The sequence below is a fragment of the Verrucosispora sp. NA02020 genome (assembly GCF_013364215.1).
Classification (GTDB): Bacteria; Actinomycetota; Actinomycetes; order Mycobacteriales; family Micromonosporaceae; genus Micromonospora.
Map to the genome: position 1 here is coordinate 1931939 of NZ_CP054923.1, position 17340 is coordinate 1949278.

Annotated in this window: 12 protein-coding genes; 11 read left to right on the plus strand and 1 reads right to left on the minus strand. The window is 72.7% G+C overall.

The window, feature by feature from the left end; translation table 11 throughout:
* Positions 1 to 9: 9 nt before the first annotated feature.
* Positions 10 to 4593 carry an ATP-dependent helicase gene (locus tag HUT12_RS08500; protein WP_176093028.1) on the minus strand — a complete coding sequence of 1528 codons (4584 nt, stop codon included), beginning with the start codon at positions 4591 to 4593 and terminating at the stop codon, positions 10 to 12.
* Between the two features lie 179 nt (positions 4594 to 4772).
* On the opposite strand from HUT12_RS08500, the gene HUT12_RS08505 reads away from it, so the two are divergent.
* The 11 genes from HUT12_RS08505 (at position 4773) to HUT12_RS08555 (ending at position 17257) form a co-directional block, all read left to right on the plus strand.
* The gene (locus HUT12_RS08505; RefSeq protein ID WP_176093029.1) at positions 4773 to 5111 is read left to right on the plus strand and encodes a hypothetical protein; all 339 of its coding nucleotides are present in this window, start codon (positions 4773 to 4775) and stop codon (positions 5109 to 5111) included.
* A gap of 462 nt (positions 5112 to 5573) precedes the next feature.
* Positions 5574 to 8411, plus strand: a complete 2838-nt coding sequence (locus HUT12_RS08510) for a Na+/H+ antiporter subunit A (protein WP_176093030.1) — start codon at positions 5574 to 5576, stop codon at positions 8409 to 8411.
* Entirely contained in the window at positions 8408 to 8878 is a 471-nt protein-coding gene (locus HUT12_RS08515) for a Na(+)/H(+) antiporter subunit C (RefSeq protein WP_131053514.1), read from the plus strand. Before HUT12_RS08510 ends, HUT12_RS08515 begins: the two co-directional genes overlap by 4 nt.
* Before the next feature lie 28 nt (positions 8879 to 8906).
* Complete coding sequence (locus HUT12_RS08520; RefSeq protein ID WP_131053513.1) at positions 8907 to 10409, plus strand: Na+/H+ antiporter subunit D; 1503 nt, start codon at positions 8907 to 8909, stop codon at positions 10407 to 10409.
* Positions 10406 to 11008, plus strand: coding sequence for a Na+/H+ antiporter subunit E (locus tag HUT12_RS08525; protein ID WP_176093031.1), 603 nt, complete (start codon positions 10406 to 10408; stop codon positions 11006 to 11008). Before HUT12_RS08520 ends, HUT12_RS08525 begins: the two co-directional genes overlap by 4 nt.
* Positions 11005 to 11268, plus strand: coding sequence for a monovalent cation/H+ antiporter complex subunit F (locus HUT12_RS08530; protein WP_131053511.1), 264 nt, complete (start codon positions 11005 to 11007; stop codon positions 11266 to 11268). Before HUT12_RS08525 ends, HUT12_RS08530 begins: the two co-directional genes overlap by 4 nt.
* Before the next feature lie 47 nt (positions 11269 to 11315).
* Positions 11316 to 11651 carry a monovalent cation/H(+) antiporter subunit G gene (mnhG, locus tag HUT12_RS08535; protein WP_131053518.1) on the plus strand — a complete coding sequence of 112 codons (336 nt, stop codon included), beginning with the start codon at positions 11316 to 11318 and terminating at the stop codon, positions 11649 to 11651.
* Positions 11652 to 11815: 164 nt separating this feature from the next.
* A complete protein-coding gene (locus HUT12_RS08540) occupies positions 11816 to 13369 on the plus strand; it encodes a M28 family metallopeptidase (protein ID WP_176093032.1) in 1554 nt (517 codons plus the stop codon).
* A gap of 536 nt (positions 13370 to 13905) precedes the next feature.
* Entirely contained in the window at positions 13906 to 15255 is a 1350-nt protein-coding gene (locus HUT12_RS08545) for a hemolysin family protein (protein ID WP_131053509.1), read from the plus strand.
* Positions 15252 to 16319 carry a hemolysin family protein gene (locus HUT12_RS08550; RefSeq protein WP_131053508.1) on the plus strand — a complete coding sequence of 356 codons (1068 nt, stop codon included), beginning with the start codon at positions 15252 to 15254 and terminating at the stop codon, positions 16317 to 16319. The genes HUT12_RS08545 and HUT12_RS08550 overlap by 4 nt, the downstream gene beginning before the upstream one ends.
* Positions 16320 to 16330: 11 nt before the next feature.
* Positions 16331 to 17257: a sporulation protein gene (locus HUT12_RS08555; RefSeq protein ID WP_176093033.1), complete on the plus strand. Its 927-nt coding sequence runs from the start codon at positions 16331 to 16333 to the stop codon at positions 17255 to 17257.
* Positions 17258 to 17340 lie beyond the last annotated feature (83 nt).

Sequence of the window (17340 nt, forward strand, 5' to 3'; positions counted from 1 at the left end):
GCCAGGCGCTCAGGCGCGTAGCCGCAGGCCGCGCGGGGTGGTGCGGAAACCGGCGGCGGTGAGGGCGTCCCGCAGCGGCGACGAGCGGACGGCCTCACCGTCGGCGCGTTCCACCGACATCGGGCCGAGCGCTCCGGAGTGGACCGCGTCGGCCAGCGCCTTGCCGGCAGCGGTCAGCGCGTCGGAGTCGTCGGTGAAGCTGAGGATCGTCCGGCCGCCGCGCTCGACGTAGAGCACCAGATCGCCGGCGACCACCACGACCAGGGCACCGGCCTTGCGCCCGGCCCGGTGCCCGGTGGGCGCGGGGGTCGCCGCGTCACCCGAGTCGACCACCCGCTCCGGCCAGGGCAGTGCCGCGCCGTACGGGTTGGCCGGGTCGGTCGCGGCCAGGACCACCGCCGGAGCACCCCGAGTCGCCCGACCGTCGTCGAGCGGCTCGGCCAGGGCCCGGATCCGGTCCACCGCGCCGGGTACCGCGAACTGTGCCGCGCCCAGACCGTCGACGAAGTATCCACGCCGGGCCGCCCCGCGCTCCTCCATCGCCGCCAGCACCGGATACACCGCGGCGAACCCGCCCGGCACCTGCTCGGCGACGACCGCGCCCCGGGTCACCACGCCGTGCCGCTCCAGCAGCACGTCGGCCAGTGCGGCGGCCCGGCGGGTCGGATCGGTGTCCCGCTCCGGCAACCGGGACCAGCGGCCCGCCACCGTCGGCGGGCCACCCCGGGCCGGCAGGGCCACCCGTCCCGGCCGTCGGTAGCGGCCCCGAGCGGCGGTCGGCCGGGACCGGTGCGCGCCACCGCCGCCGAGCAGCGCCCGCAGCGGTGCGAGCGTGTCGTTGGTGAGATGACCGGACCAGACCAGCTCCCAGATCACCGCCGTCAGCTCGGCGTCGTCGGTGGACCGGACCCGGTCGGCCAGCGGGCGGAAGAACATCGCCTGTCCGTCACCGAGCGCGTCCAGCACCGCGTCGTGCAGGGGCGTACGCGCCAGCGCGTCGTCCGTCGGCGGCAACAGCAGCGCGGCGGCGTCCGCGTACGCCAGGCCGACCCAGCCGTCGCCGCCGGAGATCGCACCCGCGCCGGCCCACAGCACCTCGCCGCTGGCACACAGCTCGTCGAGGTGGGCGGGGGAGTAGTCGGCCACCCGGGCCGGCAGCACCAGCCGTTCCAGGGCCGAGGCGGGAACCGAGACGCCCTGCAACTGCTCCAGGGCGGCGGCCACCGCCTCGACCCCGCGCGCCGACGAGCCGACCTGCTGCCAGCGGGGCAGGAAGGTGGCCAGCGCCCGGGGCGGCACCGGCTCGATCTCGCGACGCAGCGCGGCGAGGGAGCGGCGACGCAACAGGCGCAGCACCTCGGCGTCGCACCACTGGGTGCCGACCGACTCCGGGGTGAACTCGCCGGAGACCACCCGACCGGTGGCCCCCAGTCGGCGCAAGGTCTGCTCCACCACGAAGACGCCCAGCCCGAACCGGGCCGCGCAGGTGCTCGCCGCGAACGGCGCGTGCGTGCGGGCGTACCGGGCGACCAGGTCACCGAGCGGATCGGCGACCGGTTCGAGGTACGCCTCGGCGACGCCCACCGGCAGGGCCACGCCCAACGCGTCCCGTAGCCGGCCGGCGTCCTCCACGCCGACCCAGCGGTCCTGCCCGGCGACGCGGACCCGCAGCACCCGCCGGGCGGCGGCCAGCTCGGTCAGCCAGTCCACCGGCACCCCGCGTGCCGCCAGCTCGTCGTCGCTCAGGTCGCCGACCTGGCGCAGCAGCTCCACCGCGTCCTCGGCGTCGCGGGGACGGCGCTGCGGGGTGAGCCACCTGAGCTGTCGCTCGGTCTCGGCGAGCACCTCCGCGTCGAGCAGCTCGCGCAGGTCGACCCGACCGAGCAGCTCGCCGAGCAGGGCCGAGTCCAGCGCCAGCGCCGCCGCCCGGCGCTCCGCCAGCGGCGAGTCGCCCTCATAGAGGAACGCGCCCACGTACCCGAAGAGCAGCGAGCGGGCGAACGGCGACGGACGCGGGGTCTCCACCTCGACCAGCCGCACCCGGCGACCGGCCAGGTCCCGCATCACCTGGGTCAGCGCGGGCAGGTCGAAGACGTCCTGGAGACATTCGCGGGCGGCCTCCAGGGTGACCGGGAAGTCGGCGTACTCGCGGGCGACGTCGAGCAGTTGGGCGGCACGTTGCCGCTGCTGCCAGAGCGGCTGGCGGCGACGCGGGTCGCGGCGGGGCAGCAGCAGCGACCGCGCGGCGCACTCGCGGAACCGGGCCGCGAACAGCGCCGAGGTGCCGACCGACTCCTCCACGAGCTGGACGATCTCCTCGGGGTCGAAGGCCACCACGTCGGCACCGGGCGGCGTGTCGGCGGTGTCCGGCAGGCGCACCACGATGCCGTCGTCGGCGGGCAGCACCTGGGCGTCCACGCCGTACCGTTCGGCGAGTCGACGGCCGACGGCCAGTGCCCAGGGCGCGTTGACCCGGGCGCCGAGCACACTGTGCACCGCCAGTCGCCAGTCGCCCAACTCGTCGCGGAACCGCTCGACCACCACCGTCCGGTCGTCGGGCAGGGCGCGGGTGGCGGCCTGCTGCTCGCGCAGGTACGCCATCAGGTTGCCGGCGGCCCAGTCGTCCAGGCCGGTGGCACGCAACGCGGCGGTCGCCTCGTCGTCACCCTGGCGCAGCAGGCCGCGTACCCGGGCACCGATCGCCCGGCCCAACTCGACCGGGCGGCCCGGCTGGTCGCCCTTCCAGAACGGCATCTTCGCCGCCTGGCCGGGCGCGGGGGAGACCAGCACCCGGTCCGGTGTGATCTCCTCGATCCGCCAGGACGACGAGCCCAGCAGGAAGACGTCGCCCACCCGGGACTCGTAGACCATCTCCTCGTCCAGCTCGCCGACCCGGGCGGCACGTTCGGCGCCGGCCAGGAAGACGCCGAACAGACCCCGGTCGGGGATGGTGCCGCCGCTGGTCACCGCGAGCCGTTGGGCGCCCGGCCGACCGGTCAGCAGGTCGGTGGCGCGGTCCCAGACCAGGCGGGGACGCAGCTCGGCGAAGGCGGTCGACGGGTAGCGGCCGGAGAGCATGTCGAGCACGGCGTGCAGCGCGGAGTCGGGCAGCTCGGCGAAGGGCGCCGCCCGGCGGACCACCGTCGCCAGGTCGGCCACCGGCCACTCGTCGAGCGCGACCATCGCGACGATCTGTTGGGCGAGCACGTCGAGCGGGTTGCGCGGATGGTGCAGCTCCTCGATCGCGGCGTCGCCCATCCGCTCGGCGACCACGGCGCAGGAGAGCAGGTCGCCCCGGTGCTTGGGCAGCACCACCCCACGGGACACCGCGCCGACCTGGTGCCCGGCCCGCCCGACGCGTTGCAGGCCGGCGGCCACGCTCGGCGGCGCCTCGATCTGCACGACCAGGTCGACCGCGCCCATGTCGATGCCGAGTTCGAGGCTGGAGGTGGCGACCACGGCCGGGAGCTGACCGGCCTTGAGCGCCTCCTCGATGTGCCGGCGCTCCTCGCGGGAGACGCTGCCGTGGTGCGCGCGGGCGATCACCGGCGGCGCGCCGGCCACGGCCCCGGCCTGGGCCATCATCTCCGCCGGTGTCCGGCCGGCACGCTCGGCCGGCGGGGTCACCCCGTCAGTGGTCGGCGCGGTGGTCTGCTCGTGGGCGAGTTCGTTGAGGCGGGCGCAGAGCCGCTCGGCGCTGCGCCGGGAGTTGGTGAAGACGATGGTCGAGCGGTGGGCTCGGATCAACGAGTGGACGCGTTCCTCGACGGCGGGCCAGATCGACGCCGACCTGGGGCGGCCGAGGTCGTCCTCCGGCTGCTCCTGCTCGTCGAGGCGGGTCATGTCCTCCACCGGGACCTGGACGCTGACCTCGATCGTCTTGGCGCTGGCCGGGGCCACCACGTCGACCGGGCGGGCGCCGCCGAGGAACCGGGCGCACTCGTCGAGCGGCCGGACGGTGGCGGAGAGCCCGATCCGCTGCGCCGGAGCGGGCAGCAACTCGTCGAGACGCTCCAGGGAGAGCGCGAGGTGGGCGCCGCGTTTGGTGCCGGCGACCGCGTGCACCTCGTCGACGATCACCGTCTCGACGCCCCGCAGCGCGTCCCGCGCGGCGGAGGTGAGCAGCAGGAACAGCGACTCCGGGGTGGTGATCAGGATGTCCGGCGGAGTCCGTGCGAAGGCCCGCCGCTCGTCCGCCGGGGTGTCGCCGGTCCGCATGCCGACGGTGATCTCCGGCGGGGGGAGCGCGAGCCGGGTGGCGGCCTGCCGGATGCCCGCCAGAGGTGCGCGCAGGTTCCGCTCGACGTCGACCGCGAGCGCCTTGAGCGGGCTGACGTAGAGCACCCGGCACCGGTGTCGGGGGTCGTCGGGGGCCGGCTCGCGGGCCAACCGGTCGAGCGACCAGAGGAAGGCGGCGAGGGTTTTGCCGGAACCGGTCGGCGCCACCACCAGGGCGTGCCGCCCGGCCGCGACCGCCGTCCAGGCGCCGGCCTGCGCTGCCGTGGGCGCGGCGAAGGCCGCCCCGAACCACTCCCGGGTCGCCGGACCGAAGCGGGAGAGCACCCCCGTCGACCCGCCGCTGGAATCCGCCACGACCCCATACTGCCCCTGGGGACCGACATCCTTCGTGTTCGTCGGTGGAGAGGTATGTCTGTTTAAGGCGTTGCAGGCGTCATGACCGTAGAATCCGTTAAGTCTTACTTAACTTCTTGCTTGCATCCGGCAACATAAAGTAACTTCACTCGCGGTGTAACGCACGGCGAGGAGGTCGGATGGACGTCGAGGAGCGGAGTCCAGGGTCCGGCACCGACGTCCTGATTCGCAAGGTCGACAGTCATGTCGCCACTCTCCGCACCGGCCTGCACGGGCCCGATCTTGAGCTGGCCGAGCGTCTCGCTGGCTGCCTGCGGGAGTTGATCGCGTCGACGGCCCAGGCCAGTGCCGCGGACCGGGCGCGGGTGCGGGTCGCCGTGCACTATTTCGTGCTCCGTCGGGAGAGTCGAGGGCGGCTACTCTCCGTGCGCTCGCTCGCCGCAGCCCAGCGACTGGTCAACAAGGCGGCACGGCAACTCGGCCGACCGGACCTGGCGGTCGAGACCCGCGCCGGGTAGGACGGAACTCCTCGCGCCGGTGGCGCGGCCCCGCCGCGCCCGAGCGTCACCGATCTCTCCCGGTCGCCACGCGGTCGCCCACGCGGTCGCCCACGCGGTCGACTGCGGCCGGTCACTCTTCGTGGCTTCCCCGGGTCGGCTCCGAGTGCTCTCGCTCGCCTTTGCTCTGCTTCAACCCACGCAATGCCCTCTGAACTGCGCTGCTCTGGCGACCGGCGCCGATGGCGACCTCGATGATCGACACGAAGGGTGACTGTTGCGTGGGTTGAAGCAGAGCAAAGGGCACCACGAGGGGTGGGTCCGCTTCGCGCCCGCCGCCTGGCACCCTCGACGCGCCAGACAAAGGTGAATATGGGCTTTTTTCGGTAAAACCGACTATCGCGCCCCGGAGATGTCGTCTGATCGCAGGTAGGCGCCATGCACGCGAAACGGGCGCCGCTGCCACCTCGACCGGGAGCGCGCGTGCTCGTACTGCTGATCCTGCACCTCGTGGCGGCGCTGGCGGCACCGCTGCTGGTCCGTCGGTGGGGTGCGCGCGCCTGCTATCCGCTGGCGCTCGCGCCGGCCGCCGCGTTCGGCTGGGCGGTGGTCCGCACCCCCGACGTGACCGACGGCGGTGCGGTGGTCGAGACGTACCCGTGGATCCCGAAGCTCGGGCTCGACCTGGCCTTCCGGACGACCACGCTGTCCTGGGTGATGACCCTGCTGATCGGCGGCGTCGGCGCGTTGGTGCTGGTCTACAGCGCACGGTACTTCCCGCCCCCGGCCGTCGGGACGGCCCAGTTCGCCGGGGTGCTGGTCGGCTTCGCCGGAGCCATGCTCGGCCTGGTCTTCGCCGACGACCTGCTGCTGCTCTACGTCTGCTGGGAACTGACCACGGTCTTCTCGTACCTGCTCATCGGGCACAGCGCCGAGCGGCGTTCGGCCCGCTGGGCCGCCGCCCAGGCGCTGACCGTGACCACGTTCGGCGGCCTGGCCATGCTGGTCGGGTTCATCATGCTTGGCCACCACGCCGGCACCTACCGCCTGTCGGAACTGTCGCAACACCCGCTTCCCGGCGGGGCGTACCTGGTCGTCGCCGTGGTGCTGATCCTGCTCGGGGCGCTGTCCAAGTCGGCCCTGCTGCCGTTCACCTCGTGGCTGCCGGTGGCGATGGCGGCACCGACGCCGGTCAGCGCGTACCTGCACGCGGCGGCGATGGTGAAGGCCGGCGTCTACCTGCTCGGTCTGCTTGCCCCGTTGCTGGCGCAGGCGAGCCCGTGGCGACCGGTGGTACTTGTCGCCGGGCTGGCCACCATGGTGCTGGGCGGCTGGTCCGCGTTGCGGCAGAACGACCTGAAACTGCTGCTGGCGTACGGCACGCTCAGCCAGCTCGGCCTGGTGGCGGTGGCGATCGGGGTGGGCACCCCGGACGCCGCGCTGGCCGGCGTGGCGATGTTGGTGGCACACGCCCTGTTCAAGGCGGCGCTGTTCCTCGTCGTCGGCATCATCGACCACGGCGCACACACCCGTGACCTGCGCAAGCTGTCCGGCCTGGGGCGAAGTACCCCGGTCCTGGCGGTGGTGGCCGGGCTCGCCGCCGCCTCCATGGCCGGGGTGCCGCCACTGTTCGGTTTCGCCGCGAAGGAGGCGATCTTCGCCGCCTTCACCGATCGGCCGGTGGCGCTGGCCGTGCTGGTGGTCGGCACCGTGCTCACGGTCGCCTACAGCATCCGGTTCCTCTGGGGCGCGTTCGGCACCCGTCCCGGCCTGGCGCCGACCGAACTGGAGCGGATCCCGGCGGCGATGCTCTGGCCACCGGCCGTGCTCGCCGGGGCGGGACTCGTCGCCGGGCCGGCGGCGGGCGCGCTCGACCACCTGTTCCGCCCGTACGCGCAACTCCTCGGACCGGTCCACGGGCACCTCACCCTCTGGCCCGGCTTCCACCTCGCGCTCGGTCTCTCCGCGCTGACCCTCGCCGGCGGCGCGGTGCTGTTCCTGCTCCGCGGTCCGTTGACCCCGGTGCTGGCCCGACTGCGGTCCCCGGCCACCGGACAGCAGGGCTACGAGTGGCTCATCCACCGCTTCGACCGGACCGCGGTGGACGTCACCAGCGTCACCCAACGGGGTTCACTGCCGCAGTACCTCGGTCTCATCCTGATCGTGCTCTCCGCCGTGCCCGGCGGGGTGCTGCTGGTGATCCGTCCGTGGGAACAATCCCTGATGCTGTGGGGCTCGCCCGCGCAGCCGGTGGTGCTGCTGGTGATCGCGATGGCGGCGCTGCTCGCCGTCGGGGCCAGCCGCCGGCTCACCGCGATGCTGCTGGTCGGGGTGACCGGCTACGGCACCGCGATGTTCTTCGTGCTGCACGGCGCACCTGACCTGGCGCTCACCCAGTTCCTGGTGGAGACCGTGACCATCGCGGTCTTCGTGCTGGTGCTGCGTCGCCTGCCGGAGCGGTTCTCGGTGCGTCCGCTGCGCCGCAGCCGCTGGATCCGCCGGTCGATCGGCGCACTGGTCGGCCTCACCGTGGCCGGGCTCGCACTGGCCGCGACGGCGGCCCGGCACACCCGCACCATCTCCGAGGACTTCCCCCGGCTCGCCGTCGAGCAGGGGTACGGCCGCAACGTGGTGAACGTGACGCTCGTCGACATCCGGGCCTGGGACACGTTCGGTGAGCTGGCGGTGCTGGTGGCCGCCGCGACCGGGGTGGCCAGTCTGGTCTTCCAGCAGTCCCGCACCGGCCCCCGGCCCCGACGGTTGGACGCCGACCGGGGCGAGAGCCTGGCCGGGCGGCCGGTGTGGCTGCGCGGCGGCGCCACGCTGATCGAACGCAACCGCTCGATCGTGCTGGAGGTGGTCACCCGGCTGATCTTCCACACCGCCGTGCTCTTCTCCTTCTACCTGCTGTTCTCCGGCCACAACGCGCCCGGTGGGGGATTCGCCGGTGGCCTGGTGGCCAGCCTGGCGCTGACCATGCGCTACCTCGCCGGCGGCCGGTACGAACTGGCCGAGGCCGCGCCGGTCTCCGCCGGCACCGTACTCGGCGCCGGGCTCGGCCTGGCGGTGTGCGGCGCGGTGGCCTCCCTGCTGGCCGGCGGTGCCGTGCTGGAGAGCGCGCGGATCGACCTCTGGCTGCCGGTGATCGGCGACTTCTACCTGATCACCTCGCTCTTCTTCGACATCGGCGTCTATCTGGTGGTGATCGGGTTGGCGCTGGACGTGCTGCGCAGTCTCGGTGCCGAGGTGGACCGGCACATCGAGGCGGCCGGCGGACCCGAGGGCGGGCTCGCCGTGGAGCGCCGGGGCGGCACCCGATGAGCGCCGGGGCCAACCTTGTCTCGTTCGTGGCGATCGGGGTGCTCGTCGGCTGCGGGGTGACCCTGCTGCTGGAACGCAGCCTGAGTCGGATCCTGCTCGGCATCATCCTGATCGGCAACGGCGTCAACCTGCTGATCATCTTCGGTGGCCGGTCCGGGCGGGCACCGGTGGCCGGGGTCACCGAGCCGGATCGGATGAGCGACGCGCTGCCCCAGGCCATGGTGCTGACGGCCATCGTCATCACGTTCGGGTTCACCGCCTTCCTGCTCGCCATCAGCTACCGCAGCTGGTACTTGACCGGCGACGACGAGGTGCCCGACGACCTGGAGGACCAGCAGATCGTCCGCCGCGCGGCGCGCCGGGAGGTCTCCACCGCGGACCTCGGCGGGGAACCGCCGGAGAGCGACCCCGAGCAGGTCGACGCGCCCGCGCCGTGGCAGCGCCGCCGCGAGGGGGGCCCGGGATGAGCCGGTACGCGTCGCACGGGCGGCACCGATGACCGCCCTCGTGCCGCTGCCGGTGCTGCTGCCGGTGCTGGGCGCGGCACTGACCCTGCTGCTGGCGAAGTGGCCCGTGCCGCAGCGCATCGTCAGCGTGGGTTGCCTGGCCACCACACTCGTGGTGGCGGTGCTGCTGCTGGTGCACGCCTACCGGCACGGTCCGGCGGTGGTGCAGGTCGGCGCCTGGCCGGCACCGGTGGGCATCGTGCTGGTCGCCGACCAGTTGGCGGCGTTGATGCTGGTGGTCTCCTCGGCGGTGACCCTGTGCGTGCTGCTCTACTCGATCGGCCAGGGCCAGGCGGACACCGGCGAGTCCGCGCCGCTGGCCATCTTCCACCCCACCTACCTGGTGCTGACCGCCGGCGTGACGAACGCCTTCCTCGCCGGGGACCTGTTCAACCTCTTCGTCGGATTCGAGATGCTGCTCGCCGCCAGCTTCGTGCTGATCACGCTGAACAGCACGCGACTGCGCATCCGCACCGGCTCGACGTACGTGGTGGTCAACGTCCTGGCCTCGATGATCTTCCTGATCTCGGTCGGCCTGGTGTACGCGGCGACCGGCACGCTCAACCTGGCCCACCTCGCGGCCCGCTTCGACGGGCTGCCCGAGGGCGTACGGCTGAGCCTGCAACTGATGCTGCTGCTGGCCTTCGGCATCAAGGCGGCGGTCTTCCCGCTCTCGGCCTGGCTGCCGGACAGCTATCCGACCGCCCCGGCCCCGGTCACCGCGGTCTTCGCCGGCCTGCTCACCAAGGTCGGCGTGTACGCGATCATCCGGACCCAGACCCTGCTCTTCCCCGGCGAGCAGGCCGACCGGGTGCTGATGGTGGTGGCCGGGCTGACCATGCTGGTCGGCATCCTCGGCGCGGTGGCCCAGTCGGACCTGAAACGACTGTTCTCGTTCACACTGGTCAGCCACATCGGCTACATGATCTTCGGGGTGGGGCTCAGTACCGTCGCCGGACTGGTCGGGGCCATCTTCTACGTGGTGCACCACATCACCATCCAGACCACCCTGTTCCTGGTCGCCGGCCTGATCGAACAACGCACCGGCAGCACCGACCTGCGTCGGCTCGGCGGCCTGGCCCGGTTGACGCCGCTGCTCGCCGTGCTCTTCTTCGTCTCGGCGATGAACCTCGCCGGCATACCGCCGTTCTCCGGGTTTCTCGGCAAGCTCGGGCTGCTCCAGGCCGGCGTGGCGGTCGGCGGCGCGCTGCCCTGGACGCTGGTGGCGGTCGGCACGTTGACCAGCCTGCTCACGCTCTACGTGGCCAGCCGGGTGTGGAACCTGGCCTTCTGGCGTACGCCCTGCCAGACCGTCGAACCGACCGCTCCGCTGCCCGCGCTGACCGTCGGCGCCACCATCGCCCTGGTGGCCCTCGGGGTGTCCCTGACCGTGGTGGCGGGTCCACTGTTCGACGTGACCACCGGCGCGGCCGTCGACCTGCGCGAGCGGACCCCGTACATCCACGCCGTCCTGCCGGACGGTCCACCGTGACCGATCTCCACGGCGGGCCGGCCGACGAGCCGGGCCGGGACGTCCGCGGCCGGGCGGGCCGATGGCGGGACCAGGCCATCGCCGTCGGTTGGCTGGTGCTGGTCTGGAACCTGCTCTGGGGCGAGTTCACCTGGGGCAACCTGCTGGGCGGAATCCTGGTCGGCGCGGCGGTGCTGGTGTTCTTCCCGCTCCCGCCGGTGACCTTCGCCGGGCGGCTGCGGCCTTGGGGACTGCTGGTGTTCGGGGTCCGGTTCGTCGTCGAACTGGTCCGGGCCAGCGCGCACGTCGCCCGGATCGCGGTGCAGCCCGGGTACGTGCCCCGCTCGGCCATCGTGGCGGTGCGACTGCGGGTCCGCACCGACCTGAACCTGGCCCTCACCGCCGAGGCGCTCTCGCTGGTGCCGGGGACGTTGATCGTGGACGTGGAGCGGGAGAGCGCGACGCTCTACGTGCACGTGCTGGACGTACGCCGACGCAGCGACCTCATCGACGCCCGCGAGCAGGTACGCGCCGTGGAACGGCGGATCATCGAGGCGGTGGGGTCGACGGCCGAGGTCCGCCGCCTGCGCGCCGACCCGGCCGACAAGGAGTCCCCGTGAACACCGTCCTCATCGTCGTACTGGCGGGTCTTCTGTCGGTGACCGCGCTGCTCGCCCTCGCCCGGCTCTACCGGGGGCCGTCGCTGCTGGACCGGGTGATCGCCGCCGACATGCTGCTGGCCACCATGATCGGCGCAGTCGGTGCGGAGGCGGCGATCAACCGGCACGCCACCACGCTGCCGGTGCTGGTGGCGCTCGGCCTGCTCGGCTTCGTCGGCTCGGTGTCGATGGTCCGCTTCGCCGTCCGGGAGAAGCCGTGACGGCCGTCCGGTCGACCGTGTTGTCGGCCGCGAACTGGCTGGACGGGGTGACCCTCGGGACCGTCGCCGACTGGCTGGGCGCGACCAGCCTGATCGCCGGTGCGTTGCTGAGCCTGGCCGCCGCGATCGGGGTGGTGCGCTTCCCGGACGCGCCGACCCGGATGCACGCGGCCACCAAGCCGCAGGTGCTCGGCGTCCTGCTCCTGCTGCTGGGGGTCGGGCTGCGGCTGCGGACCGTCTCCGACATCGGGATGATCGCGCTGGTCGGGGTCTTCCAGTTGGCCACCGCGCCGGTCGCCGCGCAGATGATCGGTCGGGCGGCGTACCGCAGCGGACGACTGGACCGGCAACTGCTGGAGGCCGACGACCTCGCCGACCGGTGACACGCCGGATTTCGGACGGAGCGATCAATCCGGCACCTTGCGTCTTGCCCGCCAGGGCCCGGCCCAGCAACCTCTCGCAATGACGGACATCGATCAAATGGCCGTCCGCCGGCCACCCGTGCACCCACGGTCGGCCGGTGCTCGCCCCCGAACCGGGAGGACCCATGAGACCCCGCACCCTCCGTACCGCCGGGCTAGCCGCGGTCGTCGCCACCGCGACGGTCGCCGCGTCGGCCCTCGCGGGCGCGCCCGTGGCCGGTGCCGCACCCATCGCCGCCGCCGTCACCGCGCCCGACATCTCCCTGACCAACGTCAAGGGGCACCTCAACCAGTTCCAGTCGATCGCGACCGCCAACGGTGGCAACCGGGCACACGGCAGACCCGGCTACCTCGCCTCGGTCAACTACGTCCGGGCACAGCTCGACGCCGTCGGCTACACCACCGCCGTCCAGTCGTTCACCTACAACGGCGCCACCGGCTACAACCTGATCGCCGACTGGCCCGGCGGCGACCCGAACGCGGTCGTGATGACCGGGGCGCACCTGGACAGCACCACCGCGGGGCCCGGCATCAACGACAACGGCTCCGGCTCGGCCGCGATCCTGGAGGTGGCGCTCGCCGTCGCCCGGACCGGGTTCGCACCCGACCGGCACCTGCGGTTCGCCTGGTGGGGCGCGGAGGAGTTGGGGCTGCGTGGCTCGCAGTACTACGTCAACAACCTGCCCACCGCCGAGCGCAGCCGGATCAAGCAGTACCTGAACTTCGACATGGTCGGCTCACCCAACGCCGGCTACTTCGTCTACGACGGGGACAACTCCGACGGGGTGGGTTCCGGGCCCGGCCCGGCCGGCTCCGCCCAGATCGAGCAGACCATCCAGGCGTACTTCACCTCGATCGGCGTACCGACCCGGGGCACCGACTTCGACGGACGAAGCGACTACGGCCCGTTCATCAGCGTGGGCATCCCGGCCGGTGGCACCTTCACCGGCGCCGAGGGCACCAAGTCCAGCGCCCAGGCGTCACTCTGGGGCGGCACCGCCGGGCAGGCGTTCGACCCCTGCTACCACCGGTCCTGCGACACGCTCACCAACATCAACGACACCGCGCTGGACCGCAACGCCGACGCGATCGCGTACACCGTCTGGACGCTGGCCCAGGTGGCGACCCCACCGCCCGGCACCACGGTCTACAGCGACACCTTCGAGACCGCCACCGGCTGGACCGTCAACCCGGCAGGTACGGACACCGCCACCGCCGGTCGGTGGGAGCGCGCGGACCCCGCCGCCACCAGCAGCTCCGGTGTCGCCACCCAGCTCGGCACCACGGTCAGCGGCAGTTTCGACCTGGTCACCGGACCGCTCGCGGGCAGCAGCGCGGGGGACCACGACCTCGACGGCGGCGTCAGCACCGTCCAGTCCCCGACGATCACCCTGCCGTCCACCGGCACGCTGACGCTCTCGTTCTCCTGGTACCTGGCCCACCTGAACAACTCCAGCAGCGCCGACTACCTGCGGGTACGCGTGGTCGGCAGCAGCACGCTCACCGCGCTCACCGCGACCGGCGCGGCCACCAACCGGGCCGCCTCCTGGCAGACCGGCGGCGCGGACATCTCGGCCCTACGCGGACAGACCGTCCGGATCGTGATCGACGCCGCCGACGCCAGCACCGCCAGCCTGGTCGAGGCCGCCGTCGACGACGTCCGCATCGTGCAAAACTGACCGCCCGGGTGTAAGGAAGGGCCCCCTGCTAACGCCTCCGGTATAGCAGGGGTCCCCTCCTAACATCCGAACAGCGGCATGCCCGAAGAGCGAGGTCCACCGGGGTCAAGATGGTCGTTCACGACTCGACCCGATGCGCATCCTGTGGCACCTGGACCACCCGCATCCCGCCGACGTCTACGCCGCCCGCCCGCACCATCGCCGCTGGACCGATCGGCAAGAGCGTGGCAGTGCAGCTCTCCGACACGCCGTGCGCACAACAGCTGCACTGCCACGCACCCCGAGCACCCCACACCCCGCGTCCGCACGCCGCACCCCGAGCACCCCACACCCCGCGGCCGCACGCCGCACACCGAGCAGGCCCGACGGCGGCGTGCCACGCGGTCGGGACAGTGCCTCCACAGCCCGCGAGCCGGGCGTCCCCGCCGGTAGAATGAGGGGATGATCGACTCTTCTGCCCAGGAGGGCAGCAGTAGCCAGCCGGGTAAGCCCCGGCATCCACACGACCCGACGACCCCGGGAGCCCTGAGCGTCCCGTGTTGATCACCGTCGGTCTCGTACTGATCATCGTTCTGACCATCGCGACGGGCTACTTCGTCGCGCAGGAGTTCGGCTACGTCGCGGTCGACCGGGGCAAGCTCAAGCAGAGTGCCGACGAGGGCGACCAGGCGTCCGTCCGCGCCTTGGAGGTCACCGGCCGGCTGTCGTTCATGCTCTCCGGCGCGCAGCTCGGCATCACCGTCACCACGCTGCTGGTCGGCTACCTCGCCGAGCCCTATCTCGGCGCCGGCCTGGCCGAGCTGCTCGGCGTCTCCGGCGTCTCCACCGCGGTCAGCCTCCCGCTGTCGGTCGCCCTGGCCCTGGTCATCGCGACCGTGGTGCAGATGGTGGTCGGCGAGCTGGCCCCCAAGAACCTGGCCATCGCTCGGCCCGAGTCGGTGGCCCGGGCGCTGTCCCGTTCCACCCTGGTCTACCTGGCCGTCGCCGGGCCGCTCATCAAACTGTTCGACCGGGCCGCGGTACGGCTGCTGCGCCGGGTCGGCATCGAACCGATCGAGGAACTGCCCAGCGGCGCCACGCCGGAGGACCTGGAGCAGATCATCGCCGAGTCCCGGCAGGGCGGGCATCTCGACGCCGAGATGTCCGAGTTGCTGGACCGGGGGCTCGATTTTCGTCAACTGACCGCCGGCGAGGCCATGGTGCCCCGGGTCGACGTGCACACCGTCCTGGCCCACGAGCCGGTCAGCCGGGTGGTCGAGCTGCTCGACACCGGGCGTTCCCGCTTCCCGGTACGCGGCACCGAGGGCGTCGACGACCTGGTCGGCGTGATCGGCATCGCCGACGTACTCGGGGTGCCTCCGGCACGGCGTGCCACCACCCCGGTCAGTACGGTCGCCGGCGCACCGCTGCTCGTACCCGAGACGTTGCCGTTGCCCATCGTCCTGGACCGGCTCCGGTCCGGACACCGGCAGCTCGCCTGCGTGGTCGACGAGTACGGCGGCTTCGCGGGCGTCATCACGCTGGAGGACATCGCCGAGGAACTGGTCGGCCCGATCCGCGACGAGGACGACCCGCCGGAGCGGGCCCCGGCCCGCCAGGAGGACGGCTCATGGGTGGTGCCCGCACGCTGGCGCATCGACGAGGTCGCCGACAGCACCGGCATCGCGCTGCCCGAGGGCCCCGAGTACGACACCCTCTCCGGACTGGTGATGCGGGAGCTGGGCCGGGTACCCGAGGTCGGTGACCGCCTGGAGATCCGCCTGCCGGCCGACGGCGACCACGGTCCGGGGCCGCGTGCCCTGGTCGAGGTGCTCGCGGTGGACCGGCACGTGGCCGACTCGGTACGGCTCCAGCTCACCGACGGCCCTGCGGAGGTGGGTGCGTGAGTACCGGATTCGCGCTGATCACCTCGGTGGTCCTGCTGGCGCTCAACGGGTTCTTCGTCGCCGCCGAGTTCGCCTTGGTGGCGAGCAAGCGGTACCGCCTGGAGCAGGCGGCGGCGGGCGGCGGGCGGGCGGCGAAGGCCGCTCTCGACGGCGTACGCGAGCTGTCGCTGATGCTGGCCGGCGCGCAGCTCGGCATCACCCTGTGCACGTTGGGCCTCGGTGCGCTGGCCGAACCGGCGATCGAACGGCTGGTGGGGCCGCTGCTGCACGCCGTCGGCCTGCCGTACGGCGCCAGCCACGTGATCGCGCTGATCTTCGCGCTCAGCCTGGTCACCTTCCTGCACCTGGTGGTCGGTGAGATGGCCCCGAAGTCCTGGGCGATCACCCACCCGGAGCGGTCCGCGCTGCTGCTGGCCCTGCCGTTCCGGGCCTTCGCCCGGGTGTCCCGGCCGGTGCTGTCGGTGCTCAACGCGGTGGCCAACGCGATGCTGCGTCTGTTCAAGGTCAATCCGCAGGACCAGTTGGCCCAGGTGCACGGCCCGGACGAGTTGCGGATGCTGCTGGAGCAGTCGCACGAGCACGGGCTGCTCGGTGCCGCGCAGCACGAGTTGCTGACCAGCATGCTCCAGTTGCAGGCGACCACCGTGGCGCAGGTGATGGAGCCCTTCGACCGGATGGTGACGGTACGCCGGGAGGACCCCGTGGACCGGATCGAGCAGGTCAGCCGGGACAGTGGCCGGTCCCGACTGGCGGTGCTGGACGCCGCCGGTGACGTCTGCGGCCTGGTGCACGTACGGGAGGCGGTGCGCGCGACCGCCGTCCGGCCGGAGGCCCGGGCGGTGGACCTGATGAACGAGGCGATCACCCTGCCGGGCACGGCCAGCGTGACCGAGGCGGTGGCCGTGATGCGGGCCCGCCGCTCGCAGCTCGCGCTGGTCCGCAACGGTGGTGGCCCGGCCCGACCGGTCGGCTTCGTCGCCCTGGAGGACCTGTTGGAGGAGGTCATCGGGGAGTTTGACGACGAGACCGATCCGATCCCGCGTGCGGTACGCCGCCTGAGGTAGGAGCGACACGGATGCGGCTGACGGGGATCTCACCGGAGTCGGGCGGTACGGGCCTGACGGTGCAGACCGCGTTGGCCAATCCGAGCACCCGTCCCGGTCTGCGCCTGCCGGGGCGGGTGAACCTGATCGCCGGTGCGGTCGACGTGCCGGTCCTCCATGTCCGGCTCGGCCTGGTCAGCTCGGTCGAGCCGGACGACCCGGAGGCACCTCGACGGCTGGTGCAGTTCCACCAGGCGCAGGTGGCCGACGCGTTGGTGCTGAGGGCCGGTCGGGCGCGGTCGATCCCGTTCGAGTTCCCGCTGCCGTGGGAGACGCCGGTGACCACGTACGGCGGGGTGCCGCTGCTCAGCCTGCGGATGGGTCTGCGTACCGAGGTGGCGATCGACCCGGCGCTGGACCAGGGCGCCATGGTGCCGGTCTTCGTTCACCCGCTGCCCACCCAGCAGCACGTCCTGGCGGCGCTGGACACGCTCGGGTTCAGCGTGCGCCAGTCGGGGCTGGTCGACGGGCGGCTGCCCGGGGTGGAGCAGACCCTGCCGCTGCACCAGCGGTGGGGTTTCTGGGTGGGGCCGCTCTATGCCGGGCCGATCACCGAGCTTGAGGTGATCTTCGTGGCCAACTCCGCCGGTCTCGAGGTGATCCTCTGGTGCGACCGCCGGCTGGCACTGGCCGGGATCACCCACACCAGCATCAGCCGGTTCCGGATCTGGCACGTCGGCGCCGATCAGCGCGACTGGATCTCCGTCGTGGACGGCTGGCTGCGCGAGACGATCAACCGGCACGCGGCAGCGGCGGCGCAGGCCGACTGGTCGGCCACCATCAGCGAGTCCGCTCACGTCAGCCGCCCGCCCGACCGGCCGATCGCCCCCGGCTTCGGCCTGGGCGGCACGGCCGGCGGCGGGGGTGTCGGTGGCGGCGGTGGAGGCGACGGCACCTGACACCCGCCGCAGTATCCCGCGCACGTTCCCGTGTTTGCGGCACCTCGCGGCCGTCGGTGTGAGGAGGGATCCCCTGCTATACC